At 63.0% G+C, this 22860-nt stretch carries 25 protein-coding genes and 1 tRNA gene; 15 read left to right on the forward strand and 11 right to left on the reverse strand.

The genetic code is table 11. From position 1 onward, the window contains the following. Positions 1 to 185: 185 nt before the first annotated feature. The 4 genes from HNO82_RS17290 to HNO82_RS17305 all read left to right on the forward strand — a co-directional run bounded on the left by HNO82_RS17290 (position 186) and on the right by HNO82_RS17305 (position 3448). Positions 186 to 869 carry a glycine zipper 2TM domain-containing protein gene (locus HNO82_RS17290; protein WP_175344552.1) on the forward strand — a complete coding sequence of 228 codons (684 nt, stop codon included), beginning with the start codon at positions 186 to 188 and terminating at the stop codon, positions 867 to 869. A gap of 423 nt (positions 870 to 1292) precedes the next feature. Beyond that, the gene (locus HNO82_RS17295) at positions 1293 to 2228 is read left to right on the forward strand and encodes an alpha/beta hydrolase (RefSeq protein ID WP_008329730.1); all 936 of its coding nucleotides are present in this window, start codon (positions 1293 to 1295) and stop codon (positions 2226 to 2228) included. Positions 2229 to 2346: 118 nt separating this feature from the next. Beyond that, on the forward strand, positions 2347 to 2877 hold the full coding sequence (locus tag HNO82_RS17300) for a DUF4118 domain-containing protein (protein WP_034350434.1): 531 nt from the start codon (positions 2347 to 2349) through the stop codon (positions 2875 to 2877). Between the two features lie 136 nt (positions 2878 to 3013). Beyond that, complete coding sequence (locus HNO82_RS17305) at positions 3014 to 3448, forward strand: response regulator (protein ID WP_175344553.1); 435 nt, start codon at positions 3014 to 3016, stop codon at positions 3446 to 3448. Here the strand turns inward: HNO82_RS17305 and pdxR are convergent. Beyond that, the gene (pdxR, locus tag HNO82_RS17310; RefSeq protein ID WP_175344554.1) at positions 3414 to 4910 is read right to left on the reverse strand and encodes a MocR-like pyridoxine biosynthesis transcription factor PdxR; all 1497 of its coding nucleotides are present in this window, start codon (positions 4908 to 4910) and stop codon (positions 3414 to 3416) included. The genes HNO82_RS17305 and pdxR overlap by 35 nt on opposite strands. 109 nt (positions 4911 to 5019) lie before the next feature. Here pdxR and HNO82_RS17315 point away from each other — a divergent pair, with 109 nt between their 5' ends. Then, positions 5020 to 5772, forward strand: a complete 753-nt coding sequence (locus HNO82_RS17315) for a GNAT family N-acetyltransferase (RefSeq protein WP_175344555.1) — start codon at positions 5020 to 5022, stop codon at positions 5770 to 5772. Here the strand turns inward: HNO82_RS17315 and HNO82_RS17320 are convergent. Further along, entirely contained in the window at positions 5747 to 6655 is a 909-nt protein-coding gene (locus HNO82_RS17320; RefSeq protein WP_008329735.1) for a LysR family transcriptional regulator, read from the reverse strand. The two genes, HNO82_RS17315 and HNO82_RS17320, sit on opposite strands and share 26 nt — an antisense overlap. 195 nt (positions 6656 to 6850) lie before the next feature. Here HNO82_RS17320 and argC point away from each other — a divergent pair, with 195 nt between their 5' ends. Together argC and HNO82_RS17330 are read left to right on the forward strand one after the other, a co-directional pair. Next, positions 6851 to 7783 (forward strand): N-acetyl-gamma-glutamyl-phosphate reductase, encoded by a 933-nt coding sequence (argC, locus tag HNO82_RS17325; protein ID WP_175344556.1) that lies wholly within the window; start codon positions 6851 to 6853, stop codon positions 7781 to 7783. Between the two features lie 224 nt (positions 7784 to 8007). Beyond that, positions 8008 to 8235, forward strand: coding sequence for a hypothetical protein (locus tag HNO82_RS17330; protein ID WP_050978085.1), 228 nt, complete (start codon positions 8008 to 8010; stop codon positions 8233 to 8235). A gap of 79 nt (positions 8236 to 8314) precedes the next feature. Here the strand turns inward: HNO82_RS17330 and HNO82_RS17335 are convergent, their stop codons facing one another. From HNO82_RS17335 to HNO82_RS17365, 7 genes are all read right to left on the reverse strand, one after another. Beyond that, positions 8315 to 9340, reverse strand: a complete 1026-nt coding sequence (locus tag HNO82_RS17335) for a TRAP transporter substrate-binding protein (protein WP_008329739.1) — start codon at positions 9338 to 9340, stop codon at positions 8315 to 8317. Positions 9341 to 9393: 53 nt separating this feature from the next. Next, positions 9394 to 10518 carry a zinc-dependent alcohol dehydrogenase family protein gene (locus HNO82_RS17340; protein ID WP_175344557.1) on the reverse strand — a complete coding sequence of 375 codons (1125 nt, stop codon included), beginning with the start codon at positions 10516 to 10518 and terminating at the stop codon, positions 9394 to 9396. A gap of 76 nt (positions 10519 to 10594) precedes the next feature. Continuing rightward, the gene (locus HNO82_RS17345) at positions 10595 to 11434 is read right to left on the reverse strand and encodes an HpcH/HpaI aldolase/citrate lyase family protein (RefSeq protein WP_175344558.1); all 840 of its coding nucleotides are present in this window, start codon (positions 11432 to 11434) and stop codon (positions 10595 to 10597) included. Beyond that, positions 11434 to 12624, reverse strand: coding sequence for a CaiB/BaiF CoA transferase family protein (locus tag HNO82_RS17350; RefSeq protein WP_175344559.1), 1191 nt, complete (start codon positions 12622 to 12624; stop codon positions 11434 to 11436). Before HNO82_RS17350 ends, HNO82_RS17345 begins: the two co-directional genes overlap by 1 nt. A 54-nt stretch (positions 12625 to 12678) precedes the next feature. Next, positions 12679 to 14082, reverse strand: coding sequence for an MmgE/PrpD family protein (locus HNO82_RS17355; protein WP_217509955.1), 1404 nt, complete (start codon positions 14080 to 14082; stop codon positions 12679 to 12681). An 8-nt stretch (positions 14083 to 14090) separates the two neighbouring features. Beyond that, positions 14091 to 15257: an acyl-CoA dehydrogenase family protein gene (locus HNO82_RS17360; protein ID WP_175344560.1), complete on the reverse strand. Its 1167-nt coding sequence runs from the start codon at positions 15255 to 15257 to the stop codon at positions 14091 to 14093. 40 nt (positions 15258 to 15297) lie between these two features. Continuing rightward, complete coding sequence (locus HNO82_RS17365; RefSeq protein WP_175344561.1) at positions 15298 to 16158, reverse strand: HTD2 family dehydratase; 861 nt, start codon at positions 16156 to 16158, stop codon at positions 15298 to 15300. Between the two features lie 295 nt (positions 16159 to 16453). Between HNO82_RS17365 and HNO82_RS17370 the strand changes: the two genes are divergently transcribed. Further along, a complete protein-coding gene (locus HNO82_RS17370; RefSeq protein ID WP_008329751.1) occupies positions 16454 to 17416 on the forward strand; it encodes a LysR family transcriptional regulator in 963 nt (320 codons plus the stop codon). 25 nt (positions 17417 to 17441) lie between these two features. Here HNO82_RS17370 and HNO82_RS17375 read toward each other — a convergent pair whose 3' ends face one another. Continuing rightward, positions 17442 to 18206 carry a sulfite exporter TauE/SafE family protein gene (locus tag HNO82_RS17375; RefSeq protein ID WP_008329753.1) on the reverse strand — a complete coding sequence of 255 codons (765 nt, stop codon included), beginning with the start codon at positions 18204 to 18206 and terminating at the stop codon, positions 17442 to 17444. 12 nt (positions 18207 to 18218) lie between these two features. Here HNO82_RS17375 and HNO82_RS17380 point away from each other — a divergent pair, with 12 nt between their 5' ends. The 6 genes from HNO82_RS17380 to HNO82_RS17405 all read left to right on the forward strand — a co-directional run bounded on the left by HNO82_RS17380 (position 18219) and on the right by HNO82_RS17405 (position 20820). Then, positions 18219 to 18365 carry a hypothetical protein gene (locus HNO82_RS17380; RefSeq protein ID WP_157174226.1) on the forward strand — a complete coding sequence of 49 codons (147 nt, stop codon included), beginning with the start codon at positions 18219 to 18221 and terminating at the stop codon, positions 18363 to 18365. A gap of 96 nt (positions 18366 to 18461) precedes the next feature. Continuing rightward, positions 18462 to 19250 (forward strand): SDR family oxidoreductase, encoded by a 789-nt coding sequence (locus tag HNO82_RS17385; protein WP_175344562.1) that lies wholly within the window; start codon positions 18462 to 18464, stop codon positions 19248 to 19250. A gap of 114 nt (positions 19251 to 19364) precedes the next feature. Beyond that, positions 19365 to 19454, forward strand: a tRNA-Ser gene (locus HNO82_RS17390). 149 nt (positions 19455 to 19603) lie between these two features. Then, entirely contained in the window at positions 19604 to 19963 is a 360-nt protein-coding gene (locus HNO82_RS17395; RefSeq protein WP_175344563.1) for a hypothetical protein, read from the forward strand. Positions 19964 to 20137: 174 nt separating this feature from the next. After that, the gene (locus HNO82_RS17400; RefSeq protein ID WP_175344564.1) at positions 20138 to 20437 is read left to right on the forward strand and encodes a type II toxin-antitoxin system HigB family toxin; all 300 of its coding nucleotides are present in this window, start codon (positions 20138 to 20140) and stop codon (positions 20435 to 20437) included. 11 nt (positions 20438 to 20448) lie between these two features. Then, positions 20449 to 20820, forward strand: a complete 372-nt coding sequence (locus HNO82_RS17405; RefSeq protein WP_175344565.1) for a helix-turn-helix domain-containing protein — start codon at positions 20449 to 20451, stop codon at positions 20818 to 20820. A 142-nt stretch (positions 20821 to 20962) separates the two neighbouring features. Here HNO82_RS17405 and HNO82_RS17410 read toward each other — a convergent pair whose 3' ends face one another. Continuing rightward, on the reverse strand, positions 20963 to 21424 hold the full coding sequence (locus HNO82_RS17410) for a hypothetical protein (protein WP_175344566.1): 462 nt from the start codon (positions 21422 to 21424) through the stop codon (positions 20963 to 20965). Between the two features lie 254 nt (positions 21425 to 21678). Between HNO82_RS17410 and HNO82_RS17415 the strand changes: the two genes are divergently transcribed. Further along, positions 21679 to 22860: an MFS transporter gene (locus tag HNO82_RS17415; protein ID WP_175344567.1), complete on the forward strand. Its 1182-nt coding sequence runs from the start codon at positions 21679 to 21681 to the stop codon at positions 22858 to 22860.

Consider the following 22860-nt stretch of genomic DNA (forward strand, 5'->3'; position numbering starts at 1 on the left):
GCCCCGCCTGCCCCCTCCCCCTTGCAAGACCATCCTGGTTTGCCGCAAAGCCACACCCAGCATGACTGTTGCAGGATTACAAGTCCTTACAACTGACACAGAATCGGGATTTTTTTTGGCTCATGACCACTCCATAATCCAGTCATCCACTCATCAACGACAACAGAACAACTAGAGAGGTCAACATGGAAACCAAGACCAATACCCCCCAGCACCCGAACGCCAGCAACAATGCCCTGACCCAGCCCGCCCAGCCGGCTTCCTCCGGTCGTATCCATCCGCTGGTGGCCGGCGCCTCGGTGGCCGTCATCCTGGTCAGCCTGATCGGCGTGGCCGCCATGACCGGTCTGCTGCCTAGCTCCAAGAGTGCCAATTCGCCGCAACAGGTCGCCGCTCTGGAGCAGGCGGATCAAGCGGGCCAGGGCCAGCAAGGGCTGGCGCAACAGCGCGCACCGCAATCGACTTCCTACCAGCCACAGCCTGGCGCCTACCCGGCCCAGGCGGCAGCTCCGGTGGCCCAGCGCGCCCCGGCCGTCTGCAGCAGCTGCGGTGAAGTGGTGGGCGTACGTACCGTGCGCCATACCGCCCCCACCAGCGGCGTGGGCATCGCCGGGGGAGCCGTGGTCGGTGGCCTGCTGGGCAACCAGATCGGCGGCGGCACCGGCCGTACCCTGGCCACCATCGCTGGCGCCGTCGGCGGCGGCTATGCCGGTAACGAGGTAGAAAAGAACGTGCGCGCCACCACCAGCTACGTCGTCGACGTACGCATGGAAAACGGCAAGACCCGCAGCTTCCCGCAAACCAGCGAAAACTGGCGCGTCGGCGACCAGGTGCGCGTAGTCAATGGCCGCCTGGAAGGCCGAGGCTGATGCCCGACGGCATTTATCCTGCCCCGCTACACCGACCGCAAGCCCTTCGACTCGCCTCGAAGGGCTTTTTCGTTTTCCCTGCACCCGATGGGGGCCCGCATCTCGCCCTTTAGTGCAATATATGAAGGTTTGTGCACCGATTGCGGCTTTACAACGTTATGCTGACATCACATTGTCACATTCCTGCCGGATGGCATGTCAGGCCACCCTCGTGCGGCCATCGTGGGGATGCAGGTGATAAACGCTGGCAACATTTTGTCGAGGCAGTTAGACTTCCGCAAAAAGTCATCCGCCTGGACGCCAGCGGAGTTAGTAGCCGGGAAACAGAACGCGCTCAAGCGTCGACCCGCTTACTCGTACTGAACGGGGGGCGAACGATTCGCCAGGCCGCGCCGAAGGGGCGCGAAAAGCGTTTGAAGATTTATGGACTCACAGTCATCCACAGAAACCATCCGTCCGGCCAGCCCATTGCCGGACAACGACGCTGCCCAGCGGCATACTGAAGAAAGACCAGGCGGCCCCCACAAGGACCACGCCGTCATCCTGCTGCACGGCCTGTGCGGTTCGCAGCTGGAAATGGGCTCCATCCCCAAGCAGTTGAAGAAGGCCGGCTGCACCGTCATTGCCCTGAACATCGACAATTATTCCGCGGCCCTGACCAATCCCCGCGTCTCCCCCGACTGGGAGGACTGGTGCGCCGTGGTCGAGAGCCGGGTGGCGCGCCTGAAGGAAGAATTCCGCACCGTCTCGCTGTGCGGCCTGTCCATGGGCGCCACGCTGGCCCTGGCGGTGGCGGCGCGCAGCAAGGAGCTGCTGTCGGTGGTGCTGCTCTCGCCGGTGCTGCAGTATGACGGCTGGTCGGTACCCTGGTATTGGAAACTGCTCACCGTGGTCTATGACATGGGCGTGCGCGACTGGTCCTACAAGGAAAGCGAACCCTACGGCATCAAGAACTTCGAAATGCGTCGTCGCGTGGCCGCCGCGCTGGAGAAGGATGGCGTCGCCGCCGTGGGCGCTGCCTCCATCCCGGCACGCCACCTGCGCGCGGCCCTGCGCATGATCGCCTTCGTGCGCAAGTCGCTGCCGCTGGTGCGTACCGATACCCTGATCATTCATTCCATCGACGATGAAACCGCCTCGCCGCGCAATGCCGAAGTGATCCTGCAGCACATCAATGCCGAGATACGCAAGGTCGTCTGGCTGGGTGACTGTTATCACATCATCACCGTGGACAATGAACGCGAGATCGTCACCAATGAAACCGTGATGTTCATCAAGCGCAGCATCGAGATCCACGGCAACGAGATGAACCGCAAGTATCTCGCCCACTCCTCGCCGCTCAAAGACAGACGGCACTGAGTGGATGTGCAGAAAAACCGCTGATCCACGCTGCCTGCCGCCGATCCGCCATTTGACAGACCCGCATTCTTACATTCTTAACATGAGCCCATTGCAGCATCGAGCAATGTGAACCAAGATGGATACCACACGCCCCCACTCCAAGACCATCATGAGCCTGATCCGACTCAAGAATGCCAAGAGCTGGCGCCCGCAGGGGTTCCGGCCAGTGTACGTCTGTACCGTCGGCTTCGTGGCGGCATTCGGACTGCGCTATGCGCTGGCACCGTTTGTGGATGAGGCGCTGTCGATGCTGTTTTTCTCCGTCAACTGCATCGTGATGAGCTATCTGTTCGGCTATCTCTATTCCCTGGGCCTGCTGGCCGTGAGCATTCCCACGGCGATGTTCTTCTTCCGCAAGCCCTTCTATACGATGGATGGATTGAACGACAAGGATATCTTCCTGATCCTGGTCTACATCGTCATCGTCGCCACCGCCTCGATCATCATTGAATGGCTGCAGCGCGAGCGCTATGCCGCCGTGCTCCAGCAGCGCGTATCCGAAACCCGTTACCGCCTGCTCATCGAATCGGACCAGGCGCGCCGTGCCGAATACGCCAGACAGTTCGAAACCAGCCCCGGCGAAGGCAGTCGAGCTGAAATGAGCTGAACTGCCCTGGCCGGGCATTGACGGTCCCCGTCTCCACCGCAGAGCATCAGGAAGCATCAGGAAGCATCAGGAAGCCCCTGATAGTCCCCGTCGCCCGACTCTCCTAAGATGGTGCCATCCCAGCAAGGAGGCTGCCATGTCCCTGACTCATCACCTGCCCCGCGTACTCGTCGTCGATGCCGACCTGGACGCCATCGAAACCGCCCGCTTTGCCATCTGGCGCAGCCAGTTGCCCTGCCAGTTCGCATGGTTCGATGATGCCGAGCTGGCCAATGCGTCCCTGCTGACCAAGGCCCTGTGCCGCAGCAAGGATCTCCCGGCCTTGATCCTGCTCGATCCACGCAGCTTTTCCGGCACCGAAGGCTATGAATTGCTGCGCACCCTGTGCATCTACCAGCAACTGGCGCAGATTCCGTTGGTGCTCTTCACGGCCGCACCGATGTCCGCCGATTTCGCACAGGAGCAGGACAGCCGCATCTGGTATGCCGCCAAGCCCGCGCGCGCCGCCGATTACATGGACCTCGTCACGCGCTGCGTCAAGCAGCGCCTGCGTCAGCCTGCCACGCTCTGATCTGATGGCGCAGAGTGCGCCTGACGATCCCGGCCAGGCGCCGGATCAGCGCATCGTATTGCTCTTCGGACGTATTGCCGTAACCGATCACCAGCCCGTTGTGGCGAGCCTGTGGCGACCCTGCTGAAAACGAGGACAGCGCCCCCACGTTCATTCCTGCGGCGCGCGCCGCCGCGCTGACTGCGCCGTCGGCACAACCCGGTGGCAACCGCAGCGTCAGGTGCAGGCCGCTGGCGCCGCCCGAGATGTCCAGCCCCGGCAAATGGGTCTGCAAGGCGGCCCGCAAGGCCTGCTGGCGTTCACGATAGAGCCGTTTCATGCGGCCCAGGTGGCGCGCGAACTGGCCACCCGCCATGAACTCCGCCAGCGCCAGTTGCTCCAGCCTGTGCCCGCCGCGCAACATTTCGGCCAGCGCGCGCCAGGTGTCCTCCCCCACCGAGGCCGGCAAGATCAGAAAACCGATCCGCAAACCCGGAAACAGCGTCTTGCTGAAGGTTCCCACGTACAGCACCGGCGCCTCCGGCACCAGCCCCTGCATGGCCGGGATGGGGTGGCCGTGATGGCAGAAGTCGCTGTCGTAGTCGTCCTCGATGATCCAGCAGCCATGCTCACGCGCCCGCGCGATGAGCGCCAGACGCCGCGCCAGCGACAATACCGCGCCGGTCGGATATTGGTGCGAAGGCGTCACATGGATCAGCCGGGGCGGCCAACGCCAGTCCCGATCGGCAATCAGGATGCCCTCGTCGTCGACCGGCATGGAACGAATCTTCATATCGCCTGAATGGAAGGCTGCAAGCACCCCGCCATAGCCGGGATCTTCCACCCAGGCGCGCTCGCCGGGATTGGCGAAGAGCCGCACGCACAGCGACAGGGCCCCTTGTGCGCCTTCGGTCACCACCACCTGCCCCGCTTCGCATCGCACCCCGCGCGCCACCCGCAGATATTGCGCGATGGCTTCGCGCAGGGCCGGTTCACCCAGCGCTTCGCCATAGGCCAGCGCCATCGGCCCTGCCCGCTTCAGGGCGCGCTCCTGCGCGCGCAGCCAGGCATTGAGCGCAAACCGGTTCAGGGCCGGCATGCCCGGTGTCAGCGGCAGGGCACGGTCACCGGCATCACGCGTGGACTTGATCGCACTGACCCGGCGTGATGGCCGCTGACGGTCCTGGCGTGCTACCGACGGTTCGGCGCGGATACCGGCAGGCATCGCCAGCAGCGTCGCCACCCGGGTTCCTTGTCGATCCGCTTCGGCATAACCTTCGGCCGTCAGTTGCTCGTACACCGCCAGCACCGTATTGCGCGCCACCTGCAACTGCTCGCACAGGCTGCGGGTGGAGGGCAGGCGGCTGCCCGGCGGCAACTGGCCGCCAAGAATGGCGCGTTTGAAGCGCGCCAGCAATTGCTGCTGGCGCGACATGGAACCGGCACTGAGGTCGAGCGGGGAAGACAACAGGGAAAGAGGCATGGCAAGGTGCTTTCGTGGCTCCATCAAATGAGTATCCTGTGGCACTTTTGATGATGCCACGAAAACGCTATCGTGCCAGGGTCTGTTCACACCCGCCACGAAAGCAACCATGACTGATCTCCCCCGCACCAATGAATACCAGCAAGCCATCGGCCCCGCCCTGCCCGACTGGCAGCCGCGTCCACGTCCCGACGGCCAGACCCTGCAAGGCCGCAGCTGCCGGCTCGAGCCTCTGGATGCAGCCCGCCACGCCGGACAACTGTACGCCGCCTTTGCCACCGCCCCGGACGGACGCGACTGGACCTACATGATGAGCGGCCCCTTCGCTGATGCCGCCAGCTACCGTCAGCAGGCCGAACAGATGCAGGCCACGCAGGACCCGCTGCATCATGCCGTGATCGACCTGGCCAGCGGCGAAGCGATCGGCACCCTGGCACTCATGCGCATCGAACCGGTACATGGCGTCATCGAGGTCGGCCACATCGCGCTGTCAGCGCGTCTCAAGCGCAGCCGCATGGCCACCGAAGCGCATTACCTGCTGATGCGCCATGTCTTCGAAGACCTCGGCTATCGCCGCTACGAATGGAAATGCGACAGCCTCAATGCGCCCTCGCGCGCGGCGGCGCAGCGTCTGGGTTTCCGCTTCGAGGGCGTGTTCCGTCAGGCCATCGTTTATCGTGGCCGCAGCCGCGATACGGCGTGGTTCTCCATCATCGACAGCGAATGGCCAGCCCTGCGCCGGGCCTTCGAACAGTGGCTGGATGATGAAAATTTCGATACCAGGGGACAGCAGCGCCAGTCGCTCTCCGCCCTGACGCGCGCTGCACTCGCGCCCGTCAACGCGATGTCTTCAACTGCTTGAGTTCCCACAGCGCCTCCAGCACATGGCACGTGGCCGGTTCGAGCTGGCTGGCGCGGTGGGCAATGCCCAGGGGGCGCCACAGCGCCGGTCGCAGCGGTCGCATGACGATGCGCGGATCCAGTAGCACGGGCCGGCCTTGCGCGCTGGCCTCGTGCGGCAAGAGCGTGGCGCCATAACCGGCGGCCACCAGGCTCTTGATGGCATCGTTGAAATTGAGCTGGATGCGCGCCACCGGTGCTTCCCCGGCCCCCGCGAACCATTCCGTGGTCAGGCGCGAGAGCCGTGTTTCGGGTGCATTCAAAATCAGCGGCTGCGCGGCCAGCCAGCCGGGCGTGACCAGTCGCGGCACCTGCCAGGCCGCCGGCAGGAAGGCCATCACCGGATCGCGCCGCCAGGGCTTGACGCATAGCCCCTGGACGGGTGATTGCGGCAGCGCCACCAGGCCGATGTCGAGCAGCCCTTCGTGCAGCTGCGACAAGGTTTCCTGCGAGGTCAGAATGTGGATCTGCACGTCGATATCCGGATGACGTTGCCCCAGCCGTTCCAGTACCTGCGGCAGCAGCGTGGCAATGGCGCCGGTAGAGGCGCCCAATCGTACGCGCCCGGCCAGCCCCAGCACCTGCCGCCCTACTTCTTCCAGCGCCTGATCAGCTGCGGCCAGCAATTGCCGGGCGCGGACGATGAGGGTGGCGCCAATGCCCGATGGCCGCACCTGGCTGCGCTGGCGCAACAGCAGCGGCGCACCGATGCGCTCTTCCAGCTCGCTGATGTGCAGGCTCACCGTGGGCGGTGCCAGGTGCAACTCGCGCGCGGCAGCGGCAAAGGAACCCAGGTCGGCAATGGCCACCAGGGTACGCAGGCGATCCAGGCTCAATTCACGCATCGCATGACTCCCGACAGAAAAAGATCACGTTCCAAAGATCACGTTCAAAAGATCACGTTCAGTAGACGTTCAGAAAAGCTGAACGAACTCTTTAGAATATTCAACTTTTCCAATTATACGATCCGCTTCAACATGCAGTCTTCGGCAAGCGTCGGCCATTCGATTTCGGCGCCTTTCCCTGTATTGGAGCGAACCGTGAGCACACTTCCCCTGATCTTCATCGATGGCGACCAAGGCACGACCGGCCTGCAGATCCACGAGCGCCTGCGTGGCCGCCATGACCTGCGCATCCTGACCCTGCCGGCTGCCGAGCGCAAGGATGCGCGGCGTCGCGCCGAGGCCCTCAACAGCGCTGACATCGCCCTGCTGTGCCTGCCGGACGACGCCGCCCGCGAGGCCGTCACCTTGATCGAGAATCCCCGGGTGCGCGTGATCGACGCCAGCTCGGCCCATCGCACCAGCCCCGGCTGGGTCTATGGTTTCCCCGAACTGTCGACGACACAGCCGCAGGCCATTGCCAACGCACAGCGCGTGACCAATCCCGGCTGCTATCCGACCGGCGCCATCGCCTTGCTGCGCCCGCTGGTGCAGGCAGCACTGGTGCCGGCCGACTACCCGCTGGCCATCCATGCCGTCTCCGGTTATTCCGGTGGCGGACGCGCCCAGGTCGAGCAATACGAAGGTCCGGATGCCGCCCAGGCCGCGCCCTTCGTGCTCTACGGACTGGGCCTGGCACACAAGCATCCGCCCGAGATGCAGCTGCACGCGGGCCTGTCGCAACGTCCGGTGTTCGTGCCCAGCTACGGCGCCTTCAGGCAGGGCATCGTGTTGTCCATCGCCCTGCAGACCCGTCTGCTGCCGCCCCAGGCCACGCTGGAGAGCCTGCGCACAACGCTGCAGGCGCATTACGCCGGTGCGCGCCACGTCATGGTGCTGGATGCAGAGCAAAGCGCGGCCACCACCCGGCTCGACCCGACCCGCCACAACAACAGCAACGACATGACACTGGGGGTCTTCGGCAACGCGACGGCGGGCCACATTCTGCTGTGCGCGGTGTTCGACAACCTTGGCAAGGGTGCCTCCGGTGCCGCCGTGCAAAACCTGGACCTGCTGCTGGGCGCTCGCTGACTCGCATCTTTTTTACAAGCTCATCATCTCAAGAAGCTTGACGAACAAGCCAAAACCACAAGGCCCGGCTCATCGTCAAGCGGAAGACTCGTAAAATCGCGTAAAGCCGACGTTGCGAACAAGGCAGGAATGGACAGGCTGTGGCATCATGCCGGTTCGATTTGCCACACAACCTGCAGGCGATGGACTGGCAAGCACCCGCCGTCGCCCCGCTTCGAAGCAAGATGTCCACCACCTTAGGCGCCATCGCGTGCAAGTATCTTGACGCGACCATCAAACTGACTCCCGTATTGCGTACCGATGGCAAATGGACGGCGTTCGTCCATATCGACTTCCCGGATCGCACCACGCATGAATTCGGCGATTTCAAGCCGGGCAACTCCAAGATGGAAGCCCTGCAGAATGCCGTCACCGCCGCCGAACAATACGTGCGCGAGCGCAAGAAGAAATAAGGTTTCCGGCCCGCCTCCGCATCATGAAAAACGGCCTGCATCGCTGCAGGCCGCCGGGCAAGGCCAACCGGTCAGTCGCTCAGTTCATCTTCACGCCCGCCGCCTCGCTTTCCTTGTAGATCGCGTCAATCAGATCCTGTCCCACGCGCGAGGCCATGCTCTTGTGCACCGGCAGCAAGGCGCGCCGCCATTCGGCTTTTTCTGCCTCGCTCAAGGTATAGACCCTGGTCTTGCCGCTGGCCTTGATGGCGGCCAGGGCATCATCATTTTCCTTCTGGGCGATGGTGTTGGCATACTCCGTCGCTTCCTTCATGGCGCCCTCCAGCTGGCCGCGCACGTCGGCTGGCAGGGCTTCCCAGAACTTCTTGTTCACGATCACCGCATAGCCGATGTAGCCGTGGTCCGATACCGTCAGGTCGGACTGCACTTCGTGCATCTTCTGCGTATAGATGTTGGAGGGCGTATTCTCGCTGCCATCGACCACGCCGGTCTGCATGGCCTGATAGACCTCGGAAAACGCCAGCACCTGCGGATTGGCCTTGAGCGCGCGGAACTGTTCGTCCAGCACCTTGGAGGACTGGATGCGCATCTTCAGCGCCCGGAAGTCCGCCACCTTGTGCAGCGGACGGTTGGCCGTCATCACCTTCATGCCGTTATCCCAGTAGGCCAGGCCCTTGATCCCCTTGCTCTCCAGCTTCTGGAACAGTCCCTGTCCGATCGGTCCTTCGGTGACACGCTTCAACACGGTCTTGTTGGGGAAGATGTAGGGCAGATCGAAGACCTCGAATTCCTTGGCGCCCAGCGGCCCGAACTTGGCCAGGGACGGCGCCAGCATCTGCACTGAACCCAGTTGCAGGGCCTCCAGTTCTTCCTTGTCCTTGTAGAGGGTACTGTTGGGATAGACCTCGACCTTGACGCGGCCGTTGGTGGCCTTTTCCGCCAGTTCCTTGAAGCGCTCCGCGCCCTTGCCCTTGGGCGTGTCATTGGCTACCACGTGGCTGAACTTGATGACGATGGTCTGCTGGGCCAGCGCGGCGGTGGCCGACAGGCTCAACGAGGCGAAGGCGCAGGCGGTCAGTGCCGCCCGCATTGTGATGATGGTCATGGATGTCTCCTCCGGGGTGATGCAAGCAGGCCGATGACCTCGACCCGCTCGCGTTAAAACACAATCAGGTCACGCAGTCCCTCCCCGCTGTGCAGGCGATCGAAGCCGCGATTGATATCGGCCAGCGCCAGGCGCTCGCCCATGAGCTTGTCCACCGGCAGCTTGCCGGCCTGGTACAGACCGATGTAGCGCGGGATATCGCGCACCGGCACGCAGGAACCGATGTAGCTGCCCTTGACGGTACGTTCCTCGGCCACCAGGCTGACCTGCTGCAGCGCCCAGTTCTGATTCGGTGCCGGCAGACCGGCGGTGACCGTCATGCCGCCGCGGCGGGTCATGCGATAGGCCGCTTCCATGGCCTGTACCGAGCCCGCCATTTCGAAGGCATAGTCGACCCCACCCTTGGTGAGTGCCTTGACCTTCTCCACCGCATCCGGATCGCGGGCATTGACGGTGGCCGTGGCCCCCAGTGCGCGCGCCACCTCCAGCTTGCTGTCATGCAGGTCGACGGCAATCACCTCGCGAGCACCCGAAGCCAGCGCGCCCAGCAGGGTGCACAGGCCCACACCGCCCAGCCCCAGCACGGCAGCCGTGGTGCCGGCCTTGACCTCGGCAGTATTGACCGCCGCGCCCACGCCGGTGAGCACCGCACAGCCGAACAGGGCGGCCTGAACGGGATCGATGTCGGCCTCGATCTTCACGCAGGAGCGGCGCGAGACCACCGCATGGTCGGCAAAGGCCGACACGCCCATGTGATGGTGCACGTGCTGCGTGCGGTCACGCAGGCGACGCTGACCGGAGAGCAATTCACCCACGGTATTGGTGGCCGCGCCCGGCTCGCACAGCGCGGGTCGGCCCTCCATGCAGGGCAGGCAGTGACCGCAGCTGGGCACGAAAACCAGCACCACCAGGTCACCGGCGCGCAGGTCGGTCACGCCACTGCCGACCTCGACCACTTCAGCCGAGGCCTCGTGGCCCAGGGCCATCGGTACCGGACGCGGACGCACGCCGGTGATGACCGACAGGTCGGAATGGCACAGGCCGGCCGCCTTCATCCTGACCAGCACTTCACCGGGGCCGGGCCCATCGAGATCGAGTTCCTCGATCTTCAGCGGCTGACTCTGCGCAAACGGGTGCGCCTCGGTCACTTCGCGCAGCACGGCAGCTTGGATTTTCATGGTGTCGTCTCCCTCTTGGTTGGAAAACGCATAGGTTACACGAGCCACGGTCGGCGCAATCCGAGGCCCGCCCTGCTCAGTCCATCAAGCGCCCGGCCTGATGCAGGAATTTCTCCGCCTGCAAGATCACCGGCCTGTCGATCATCTTGCCCTTGAGCGAAATGGCACCACCGTCGCCGGCGCGCACGGCCGCCATCACTTCCTCGGCCCAAGCCAGTTCCCGCTCGCTGGGCATGAAGCCACGTCGCACCCCGTCGACCTGGCGCGGATGGATGCACAGCTTGGCGCCAAAGCCCATGCGCCGGGCCCGCTGCACCATGCGCGTGAGGAAGGCATCGTCATTGAAATCCGTGGTCACGCCATCGATGGGCGGGGCAATACCGGCCAGGCGCGAGGCCATCACCATCTCGATGCGGAAGTGCGTCAGCTCTTCCTCCTCCGGTCCGCACTGCATGCCCAGATCGACCTGTGCATCAATGGAACCGAAGGCCAGCCGCTGCACACCCGGCACGGCAGCGATCTCACGCATGGCGGCCAGACCGGCGGCACTTTCGATGAGGGCGATCAGTCCGCGCCCCGGTCCCAGCCGACGGGCGATGGAGGACAGCGTCTTGGCGTCCTCCGCCTTGGGCAGAACAATGCCCGCCATCGATAGTGCAGAAAACGTCAGCAGGTCATCGCCATGCCAGACCGTGTCGGCGGCGTTGATGCGCACCCACAGACGCGCCTGCGGACCATTGCCGCGCAGCCAGCGCGCCAGCGTGGCACGCGCCTCTTCCTTCTGCGGCAGGGCCACAGCGTCTTCGAGGTCGACGATGACGGCGTCCGCCCCGCTCTCGAGTGCCTTGGCATAGCGCTCGGGCCGGTTGGCCGGCACGAACAGGTAGCTGTTGGCAGCAGTGATATGCGGTGCCATCACACGGTTCCCCGTTCGCGCAAGGCCGCGATGGCGGCCGCGTCATAGCCCAGTCTGCCGAGGATGGCCTCGGTATGCTGGCCCAGTGCCGGGATGGCCTCCATGCGGTAGTCGTAGCTGTCATTGACACCGGGGGGCAGCAGTGCGGCGACCTTGCCGACCGGGGTATCGACTTCGGCCCAGCGTTCGCGCGCAGCCAGTTGCGGGTGCTGCCACAGTTCCTGCATGGTGTTCACACGGGCATTGGCGATCTGCGCATCATCCAACCGCGCCACGACCTGCTCGGCGCTCATGTCGGCAAACATCCCCAGGATCAACTGGCGCAGCGCTTCGCGATGCTCATGGCGTCGCGCGTTGCTGGAGAAGCGTGCATCGCTGGCCAGCGCGGCATCCTGCAACACCACTTCGCAGAAGACTTTCCATTCACGTTCGTTCTGCAAGCCCAGCATGACCGTCTTGCCATCACCGGCCTTGAAGGGGCCATAGGGATAGATGGTGGCATGCTCGGCGCCCGAGCGACCCGGCGCACTGGCCCCCTGATAGGCGTAATACAGGGGAAAGCTCATCCACTCCGTCAACGCCTCCAGCATCGACAGATCGATATGGCTGCCGCGTCCATCGCGCCCGCGCTTGATGAGCGCAGCCAGGATGTTGGAATAGGCATACATGCCGGCGGCGATGTCGGCAATCGAGCAGCCAGCCTTCACCACTTCATCGGGCGTACCGGTGACCGAGAGGAAACCTGCTTCGCTCTGGATCAAGAGGTCATACGCCTTCTTGTCACGATAAGGACCGTCCTCACCATAACCGGAAATATCGCAGACGATCAGGCCCGGGTGCTTCGCATGCAGTACCTTGGCCGACAGGCCCAGACCGGCGGCAGCGCCCGGTGCCAGGTTCTGCACCAGGACATCGGCCTCACCCAGGAGCTGGTCGATGATGCGCTTGCCCTCTTCGTCCTTGAGGTTGAGGGTCAGGCTTTCCTTGGAACGATTGGTCCACACGAAGTGCGAAGACAGGCCGTTGACGCGCGTATCGTAGCCGCGGGCAAAATCTCCCACCCCGGGTCGCTCGATCTTGATGACACGGGCGCCCAGGTCCGCCAGCTGGCGTGTACAGAACGGCGCCGCGATGGCGTGCTCCAGGCTGATGACGGTGATGCCCTCCAGCGGGCGATTGGCTTGCGACATGGCGTGTGCTCCTGGCGTACTTGGCGCGTCGGGATGATCGGATAGGGTCGGGCGTCAGAACAACTGCTGCAGATCGCGCGTCTCGTGCAGGCGCCAGGCACGTGCGATGATCGCGGCGATCTCGGCGTCGCTGGCCGCGTGCGAGAAACGTATCAGCCGTGTCGCCTTCTGTTCCAGCTCAGGCCGCGAGAGCGTGTTCTCGGGGTCGCCCTTGGGTACATCGACGGCTGCCTCGAAGCGGCGGCCATCAGTGGTCTGTACCTCCACGCGGCCGAGCCAGCGCGCCGGATAGGCTTGATCGACCTCGCTATCGAGCCGCATCTGCACCTTCTGGCGGAACTGCGTCACACGCGGATCGCTCAGGGCCTGCTGTTCAAATTCACTCAGCCCGGCCTGCTGATGCACGGCAATCAAGCCCAGCACCGTACCCATGGAAAACTTGGCCTGGTGCACCGTCTGCGGATCGACCACCGGCCCCAGCACATCGATGGCACCCTGATGCACGCGCGTGGTGACCAGGGCGATCTGGTCGTGACGCAGACCTTCACGCTGCATCAGCAATTGCAGCGCATCGGCGGCCGGATGCGTATGACGGCAGGAAGCATGGAACTTGAACGAGGTCTCCGCCGTAGCCCAGCGCGTACCCAGGCCATCGGTGAGGCGAGCAGGATCGGCGTCGCTGGACATGCCGGCCGCCATGCCCTGGGCACCTTCGAGGATGCGTTGCGCGCCAGTGAAACCATCCCGCGTCAGATACGCTGCCAGCAGCCCGTCGGCAGCGGCCTTGCCGGTATGCAGTTGCTTGGAATCGGCCGCATCGCGCAGGAACTCCCACAGCCCTGCGGCCTGGGTTCCGGCCGAACCCATGGCATGCAGGAATTGTCGCGCATCGAAATCCATCAACTTGCCCACCGCCACCGCAGCGGCCAGCGTGCCCACTGTCCCGGTGGTATGGAAGACCCGGTAGTGCGAGCGCCCCATGAATTGGCCGATGCGGATGCCGGCCTCATAGCCTGCCACGGCGGCCACCAGCAATTCCGCACCGGACTTGCCCAGTGCCTGCGCAGCAGCCAGCGCAGCCGGGAATACCACGGCCGCCGGATGGAACACCGAACCGTTGTGCACGTCATCCTGCTCCACTACATGCGAGGCTGCGCCATTGACCAGCGCCGCAAAATACGGCGTGGTACTGCGACGGCTGGTGAGGATGGTCGACGGTCCCTGCTGCGGCCCCATCTGCGCCGCATAGCGTTCGATGATGCCGACCTGGCGCGCGGTCTTGCCGGCCAGCGCCGAGGCGAACCAATCGAGATAAAGATCTTCGGTACGGGCGATCACCGCCGTCGGGATATCCTCGTAACGCAGCCCGGCCAGAAAGGCCGCCAGCAGGCGCGAGGGATGCTCATCGGGCCTGACGTTTTCTGCACCAAGGGTGGAGTTTTCTGCAATGGCCTGCATGATTTGCCTCAGAAGGAACGCGGCAGACCGAGAATGTGCTCGGCCACGTAGGAAAAAATCAGGTTGGTCGAAATCGGCGCCACCTGGTACAGGCGCGTCTCACGGAACTTGCGCTCGACGTCGTATTCGCAGGCAAAGCCGAAGCCGCCATGGGTCTGCAGGCAGACATTGGCCGCTTCCCACGAGGCCTTGGCTGCCAGGTACTTGGCCATGTTGGCCTGGGCGCCACAATTCTGGTGCGCATCGAAGAGTTCGCAGGCCTTGTAGCGCATCAGGTTGGCGGCTTCGATCTCGATGTAGGCGTCGGCAATCGGGAACTGCACGCCCTGGTTCATGCCGATGGGCCGATCAAACACCACGCGCTCATTGGCATAGGCGGTAGCCTTGTCGATGAACCAGTAACCATCGCCGATGCACTCGGCGGCGATCAGGGTGCGTTCGGCATTGAGGCCGTCGAGGATGTACTTGAAGCCCCGCCCTTCCTCGCCGATCAGATTCTCGGCGGGGATTTCCAGGTTGTCGAAGAAGAGTTCATTGGTCTCATGGTTGACCATGTTCAGGATGGGCCGCACCTCCAGCCCCTTGCCGATGGCCTCCTTCAGATCGACCAGGAAAATGGACATGCCCTCGGATTTCTTCTTGACCTGGTCCAGCGGCGTGGTCCGTGCCAGCAGGATCATCAGATCCGAATGCTGGACCCGGGATATCCACACTTTCTGGCCGTTGACCACGTAGCGATCGCCCTTCTTCACCGCCACGGTCTTGATACGCGTGGTATCGGTACCGGTGGTCGGTTCGGTCACGCCCATCGATTGCAGGCGCAGTTCACCGCTGGCGATCTTGGGCAGGTACTGCTGCTTCTGCCGTTCGGAGCCGTGACGCAGCAAGGTGCCCATGTTGTACATCTGGCCGTGGCAGGCCCCGGAATTGCCACCGGTACGGTTGATCTCTTCCATGATGACCGAGGCTTCGGTCAACCCCAATCCGGAACCGCCGTATTGCTGCGGAATCAACGCGGCCATCCAGCCGGCCTTGGTGAGAGCATCGACAAACTGCTCGGGATAGCCGCGTGCCTCGTCGACCTTGCGCCAGTATTCTGCGGGGAAGGTCTGGCACAGGTCGCGCACGGCATCGCGCAGGTCGGTGTAGGCATCGGGGACGGTTTGATACGACATGAGGGACTCCGGCTCAATATTGTGTAAATGATTTATTTTTTTAGCCCAACAGGGCTTGCGCCTGCATCGCCAGCTCGCCGCGCTGGTTCTGCGCCCACAGCGCTACGCTCCTGCCATCGGCTGCGGGCTTGCCGCACAGCGTGAAGGGCTCGATATCGAACAGGCTGCCCACGGCACGGAAATTGAACTCGCGCAGCACCGCCTGCGGCATCTCGCGCGCCAGCAGGTCGACCAGCAAGGTGGCGATCAGCGGACCATGCACGATCAGGCCAGGATAGCCCTCAACCCCGGTGACATAGCTGCGGTCGTAATGGATGCGATGACCGTTGAAGGTCAGTGCCGAATAGCGGAACAGCAGCACCGGATCGGGCACCACCCGGCGCGACCAGCGCGCATCGGCGGGCGCGCTTTGGGCTACCGCCACCGGTGCACCAGGCTGCGGCAAATCGCGATAGACGATATCGTGCTCTTCGCTCAGGCAGAGCTGTCCCTGATGATGGATGGTGTGCTGCACGGTCACGAAGGCCAGCGCGCCGGTGCGTCCCTGCTTCACGTCCACGCTGGCAATGCGCGAGACTTTCTCGGCCTGTGCGCCGATGGGTAGCGGCGCGGCAAAGCGCAGCCGGCCTCCGGCCCACATGCGCCGCGGCAAGGGTACCGGCGGCAGGAAGCCACCACGCTGCGGATGCCCATCCGCGCCCACCTCCGACTGAGGGCACACGTTCCAGAAATAGATCCAGTGCCACAAGGGCGGCAGCGCATCCCCGGCGACGGGATAACGCGGACCGTCCAGCGTCGCCGCCAGCGCTGCCGCAAAGGCAGGATTGATCTGGTCGTGGCGCGTTTCGGTCTTGTCCAGCCACTGACGCAGCAAGGTGATATCCAGGTCGGAATGCGACATGTCTGCTCGTGTCGTTGTTGTGCAATGGGCGCCAGTCTGTGGCCAGCCGACGCGGCAAACAATCTGTATTTTTGGAAGGGGGGCTTACGCAGAACTGAAGTCACGCCCAGGATGCGGATGCGGCATCGCATCACGCGCGCCAGGGATTTCTCTGCATGCGCTCGGACAAATCGGCGTACCATGAGCAGCCACCGAGGGCACGCGCGCAACGAACGCGGGAACGTGCCGCAACACAAGAGAGGGCGGCTTGCCGGAATGCAAGCGAGATCCTCACTGATCCTTTCCGGGAGACATCATGCTTTTCGATCTGACCGACCTGCGCCTGTTCATCCTGATTGCCGAACTCAACAGCCTCACCCGCAGCGCCGAGCGCATGAATCTCTCGCTGGCCGCCACCAGCAACCGCATCAAGGAACTGGAGACACGTTTCGGTACGCGCCTGCTTTATCGCGAGAGCAAGGGCGTGCAACTGACACCGGCCGGGCAGACCTTGCTGCATCACGCACAGCTCTTCATGCAGCAGATGGAACATCTCAAGAGCGACATGCAGCAGTACAACAACGGCATCAAGGGCTATATCCGCATCTTCGCCAACACCACGGCGGTGACCGAATTCATGCCCGAGATTCTCGGCAAGTTCCTGGCCAGGTATCCGCAGGTCAATGTCGCCCTGGAAGAACGCCTGAACCATGACATCCTGCGCGGCATCCAGGAAGGCACGGCCGACATCGGCATCGTCGCCGGTCCGGTACAGGGAGATGGATTGCAGGTGCTCAACTTCTCCACCGACCGCCTGGTCCTGGCCACCGCGCTGGAACACCCGCTGGCCGGCGCTGGCAGCCTTCCCTTCCAGGACACGCTGGAATACGAACACATCGGCCTGCACGAGGGCAGCACCCTGCACCATTTCCTCAACAACATCGTGGCCGGGCATGGCCAGCGGCTCAAGTTGCGTATCCAGGTACGCAGCTTCGAAGCCATGTGCCGCATGATCGAGACCAATGTCGGCATCGGCATCGTGCCGCGTTCAGCGGCACAGCGGCATCAGCAGACCATGCAGTTATCGGTGGTGGAATTGAGCGATCCGTGGAGCGTGCGCGAGCGCAGCATGGTGTTTCAGAACATGGAGACGCTCTCGCCGCATGCCCGCAACCTGGTGGAGTTCATCAGCGAGCAGATGATGCCGGACAATGACGAAGATAAACTATCCGCGCCCGATGCAGGCAAGCCTGTCGCTCGTGCAAGGAAGAGCGCCTGAGGTGGTGCTGGCCGGAAGAGCGCGCTCAGCCGCCGATCATCATCCAGACCGACAGCAACAACAATGCCGCGCAGAAGAGGATGCGCAGACGCCGTTCCGGCAAATGGTGCGCCAGCGCCACGCCCCATGAGATGCTCAGCACGCCGCCCAGCGCCATGGGCAGACCGACTGACCAGTCCACGTGGCCCGCTTGGGCGTAGGTCCACAGCGCCACCAGGGTGCCGGGCGTGACCATGGCCAGTCCGAGGCCTTGCGCGGCGGTCTGCGTCACGCCGAACAAGGCCGTCAGCATGGGCACGGCCACGATGGCGCCGCCCACGCTGAAGAAACCGGCCGAGGCTCCGGCCGACATCCCCACCAGTGGAATGTAGCGGCGTGAGAGCACCATGGACGACTCGACGCTGCGCTTGTTGCGCAACAGCGTCCACAGATAGTAAAGCGCGAGCAGCCCCATGAAGGCGGCGAAGCAGACATGCAGGCTGCGTGCGGCCATGGCTGTGGCTATCCGGGCCGCGAGGTAGGTGGTCACGACGGCGGGCACGCACATCATCGCGGCCGTACTCCACTGGATGCGATTGCGCTGCCGGTAGCGCCAGAAGGCGATGACGACATTGGGCACGATCATCACCAGCGCCGTGCCCTGGGCCAGTTGCTGGTCCATGCCGTAGAGGTAGCCCAGCACCGGAATGGCGATGAGTCCGCCGCCGATCCCGAACAGACCGCCCATGGCGCCCAGCAGGCCACCGAGCAGGAAGTTGACTACGCCGGAGAAAAACAAGGAAGCCGTCATCGGTGTACAGTGATGCCTCTGCTGGCCGGCTGCAGGATGCAGTGGCCGCATCGAAGGATAAAAAAGGAGACTGACATGAGCGGCGTCATCGTGTTTGCGCTGGAGATGGGCGTTATCGCCCTCATTGCGCTGGCCATCTACATGGTGATGAAGAAGTAGCGCCGCCGTTCAGGCCCGACAGTGTAGCGCAGCCGGCCCATGCTGTCCCGGCCGCTTGTGTTTTTCTGCCATCCCCCTCAAGCAAAGGACAACAGAATGGATCTCGGCATCAAAGGTAAAACTGCGCTGGTCTGCGCATCGAGCAAGGGACTTGGTCGCGCCTGCGCGTTCTCGCTGGCGCGTGAGGGCGTCCACGTGACCCTGCTGGCGCGCGGTGCCGAGGCGCTGGAAGCCACGGCCCGGGCGATCCGCGCGGAGACCGCCGCCACCGGCGCCGTCATTGCCGCCGTCGTCTGCGACATCACCACCCCGGAAGGACGCGCCCTGGCGCTGGCTGCCTGCCCTGCACCGGACATCCTGGTGACCAATGCCGGCGGCCCCAAGCCTGGGGACTTCCGTGAGTGGACGCGGGAGGACTGGATTGCGGCGGTGGACGCCAACATGCTCACGCCCATCGAGCTCATCAAGGCCACGGTGGATGGCATGATTACGCGCGGCTTCGGGCGCATCGTCAATATCACCTCCAGCGCGGTACGGGCGCCGATCGACATTCTGGGACTCTCCAATGGTGCGCGTTCGGGGCTGACCGGTTTTGTGGCGGGACTGGCGCGCAAGACGGTGGCGCACAACGTGACGATCAACAATCTCCTGCCGGGGCCGTTCGAGACCGATCGCCTGCGTTCCACCGCCAGCGGTGCCGCCGCCGAGAGCGGGCGCAGCGTAGATGAAGTGTTGGCGGAGCGGCGCAAGCTCAACCCGGCCGGGCGCTTCGGTGATCCGGCCGAGTTTGGCGATGCCTGTGCCTATCTGTGCAGTGCTCAGGCGGGTTTCATCACGGGACAGAATCTGTTGATGGATGGCGGGGCTTATCCGGGGACGTTCTGAGGCCGGTCTGCTGCGCTGGCGCATGGCATGCCGGAAAGGGATGGATGCAAAGCAAGTGATGTGATGTATAATGCGGCCCTCGTGCGACGGGCGCCATGCCCGGCTGCACAGCAAGGAGGTTTGGGTGAGTGGTTTAAACCAGCAGTCTTGAAAACTGCCGACGGGGTGACCCGTCCGTGAGTTCGAATCTCACAGCCTCCGCCAGGACATCATATAGAACCGGCCCCACAGGCCCGTTTATCATTTCTACCCACAAATTCACCCACAAACTAAAGCGTGGTAGCGAGGCGCTCATACGCCTGTAACATCGAGAAAGTATGCTGCGAGGCAACTCATAGACCTCGGGCAAACTGATGTACCAGCAGTTCAAAAAATTCCTATCAGAGAAGATTTCAGACTTCCGCCGCATGGTTCGACAAGCTCGCGGACAGGTTGAACTTGAAGAGCTCCAGAGCAGCGCGTGGGTCGTAGCTTCAGAATTGGGAGAGAAGAGAAAGTCAGAAATTGACTTCTCCAACAAGCAAGATCAAGACTGGATCTTGGCCACCGTCTACAACCAGTCTGTCCGCCCCGGCAAATCGGTGAGGTACGCCGTCAGCATCGATCAGCCCGCGGCGCGGGGCGACGATGATCTCCCCTCCCTGGCGGATACGCTGCCTGCGCCCGAAAATTCGGATCGTTACCTGAGTTGTTACCCTGTTTTGTTACCCTAGTTGTTACCCTAATCGGCAAGGTAACAACTAGGGTAACAAAACCCGCCGCTTAGAATTCGAAAGCGCCGACGATAAAAAATGCTCCTGCGCCATAGCTCGACAACTTTGCCTTAAACCTTGCAGAAGTCCCAATTTGGGACTACTATGCTTTCATAGTCAAATTTGATCAAGTTCATGCGCATTATTGCCCTCTCGACACTCAAGGAATTTTGGGAATCGCCAGATTATGCTGACGCAGAGGAACCAGGCTTAGCGTGGTATCGAGTTGTGTTGAAGGCAGATTGGAGCAAACCCGATGAGGTCAAAGCAACATTTGGCAATGCAAGCATCCTGAAAGACGGCCGCGCTGTCTTCAACATTGCCGGGAACAAGTATCGACTTGTTGTTTGGATCAATTATGACTTTCGCGTTGTGTATGTGCGCTTCATCGGCACCCATGCTCAGTACGATGACATCGACGCACAGACGATTTAACGGAGAACATCATGGATATCAAACCCATCAAAACTGACGCCGATTACCGCGCTGCCCTGAAGGAGATTGAAGGCCTGATGACGACCAAACTGAACACCCCGGAAGGTGATCGCTTGGACGTCTTGGTCACGCTGGTTGAAGCCTATGAGGCCAAGCACTATCCAATTGACCTGCCTGACCCTGTTGAGGCCATCAAATTTCGCATGGAGCAGGCTGGCCTGACTGTTAAAGATCTGGAACCGTATATTGGCCGTTCCAACAGAGTCTATGAAATCCTCAATGGCAAGCGCCCCCTTACACTCGGTATGATCTGGAAGCTCAACCAGGGGCTCGGCATCCCTGCAGAAAGCTTGATCAAGCCGCCTAAAGCAGTTGCGGCATAGTCAAACCTCTAAAGGTTGAAGGGGATAACGTTTCGTTACCCCATCACGATTCTTGGGGTAGGTGCCCAGAAATTTCTGGGCACCTACCTTGATACCTGGAGTAGTGAACCGCCCCGATTGGAGAATCAATTCGTTCGTCCCATCAGCTGCACCTCACGCCAAGACCGTACCCCGGCAATGCGCTTCCAACCGGATACAGGCAACAAGTACGTGACCTTCCGCCGAGGATCCCGAGCTTGATATAGAGCCTTCCTCGCCGCCCCCGGTGAGCCTCTCCTGCAAGAAATCCCGCATCCCAGAAGTACAGCACATGAGCCCCATGAGCTTCGATGCGAATCTCCTCCGAGGGCCAGCCGGCGTCTGCCATCTCGAGCACGCGGCGCCGTCGGAAGCGGCCGCAGGTGATGTGCAGACTCCATCGCTTCACCACGATCGCGCGCGCGGTCAGGTTGTACAGGTAGATCCTGTTGCCCGGACCAGCCGCGCCGGACCACCCCAGTCCGGCATCGATGCAATGGCCCTTGCGCCATCGCCTCTGCAGCCTGAGCAGAATCAAGATGATGATGATTGCTGCAGCCCATCCAGCCGCGCTCTGAAAATCCATGATGCTGCCTCGGAAAGATGATTGGTCTGGAAAGCATGCCGGCCTGCATGCGCATCACGTCATACAGGTCCATGCCTGTCCCGCGCATGAGGCCCGGCTATTGATGGGCATCGAATCCATCGGGCAAAACACGATGTCGCATCTTTTCCTACAATCATGCCTTTGATACTTCCCCCCGCAAGCGCGTTCTGCTCCCGAGGGCGACAGGTTTCCCTGCCTGCCACCCCCAACAGAACGCCACCACGCTCCCTTCCATGAATGCGCTCACCGCCCTGCTCCTGCTGACCATCATCCAGATCGCCACTTCCTTCGCCGCCACCGCCGTGCTGACCATCTCTCCTCTGCTGGCGGACTCGCTGGCCGTGTCGGCACGCTGGGTCGGTGTCTACACGGCGCTGCTCTATGCCGCAGCAGCCTGCTCCTCGATCTGGTTCGGCAACCGCGTGCATCGGCTCGGTGCCTTCCAGGTCAGCCGCTGGTGCCTGGCACTGTGTGCGCTGGGCATGCTGCTCATCGCCAGCTCGCGGATCGCGGGCGTATTGACCGGCAGTGTGCTCATGGGCATGGGATATGGCGGCATCACACCGGCCAGTTCGTACTTCCTGAGCCAGGGCACCTCCATCAAGCATCGCAGCCTGCTGTTCTCGATCCGGCAAAGCGGCGTGCCCGCCGGGGCTGCGCTGGCCGCCCTGGTGGTGCCGGCCATGACGCAGCATCTGGGACTGTCGTGGGCCTTCATCGCACCGGGCATCATCGGCCTGGCGGGCGCCGCGGCCTTCACCAGCCGATCCCCGCAGGAGCGCAGCCAGGCAGCACAATCCCACGCCGTCGCCAAACCCGCCAGCGTCTGGTCGCTCCTGGCCAGCTATCCGCCACTACGCATCCTGGCAGTGGTAGCCTTTCTGTTCTCCGGACTGCAGGTGACCACCCTGGCCATGCTGGTGCCCTTCCTGCATGGCTTCCAGCAGATGACGATCGCACAGGCAGGCTGGCTGCTCACGCTCGTGAACCTGGTGGGCGTGATCTTCCGCCTGGTCTGGGGCCGCTGCGTTGACCGTGGTGTGTCGGCGCTGCACATGCTGGCGCTCTCCGGCCTGCTCGGCACATCGGGATTCACCATCCTGGCCTGGGCCGCCTTCGCCTCGATACCCGCGTTCATGCTCTACCTGGCAGCGGCAGCCTTGGGTATCGCAGTCATCGCGTGGAATGGCGTGCTGTTCTCCGAGATTGCCATCGTCGTTGCGCGCGAAGAGGTGGGCCGGGCGACCGGACTGTGCGTCTTTGCCGGCTTCATCGGCGTGGTCTTGTTGCCGACCGTGCTGACCCTGGCCATCACGCAACGCTTCTGCAGCGGCCTGGTCTTTACCCTGGGCGCCCTGCTGTGCCTGCTCGCAGGCTGGCAGACCTGGCGCCGCGCACCACACCACCACCACTGA

Origin of the sequence: Herbaspirillum sp. C9C3 (genome assembly GCF_013359625.1) — a bacterium.
Lineage (GTDB): Bacteria > Pseudomonadota > Gammaproteobacteria > Burkholderiales > Burkholderiaceae_D > Herbaspirillum.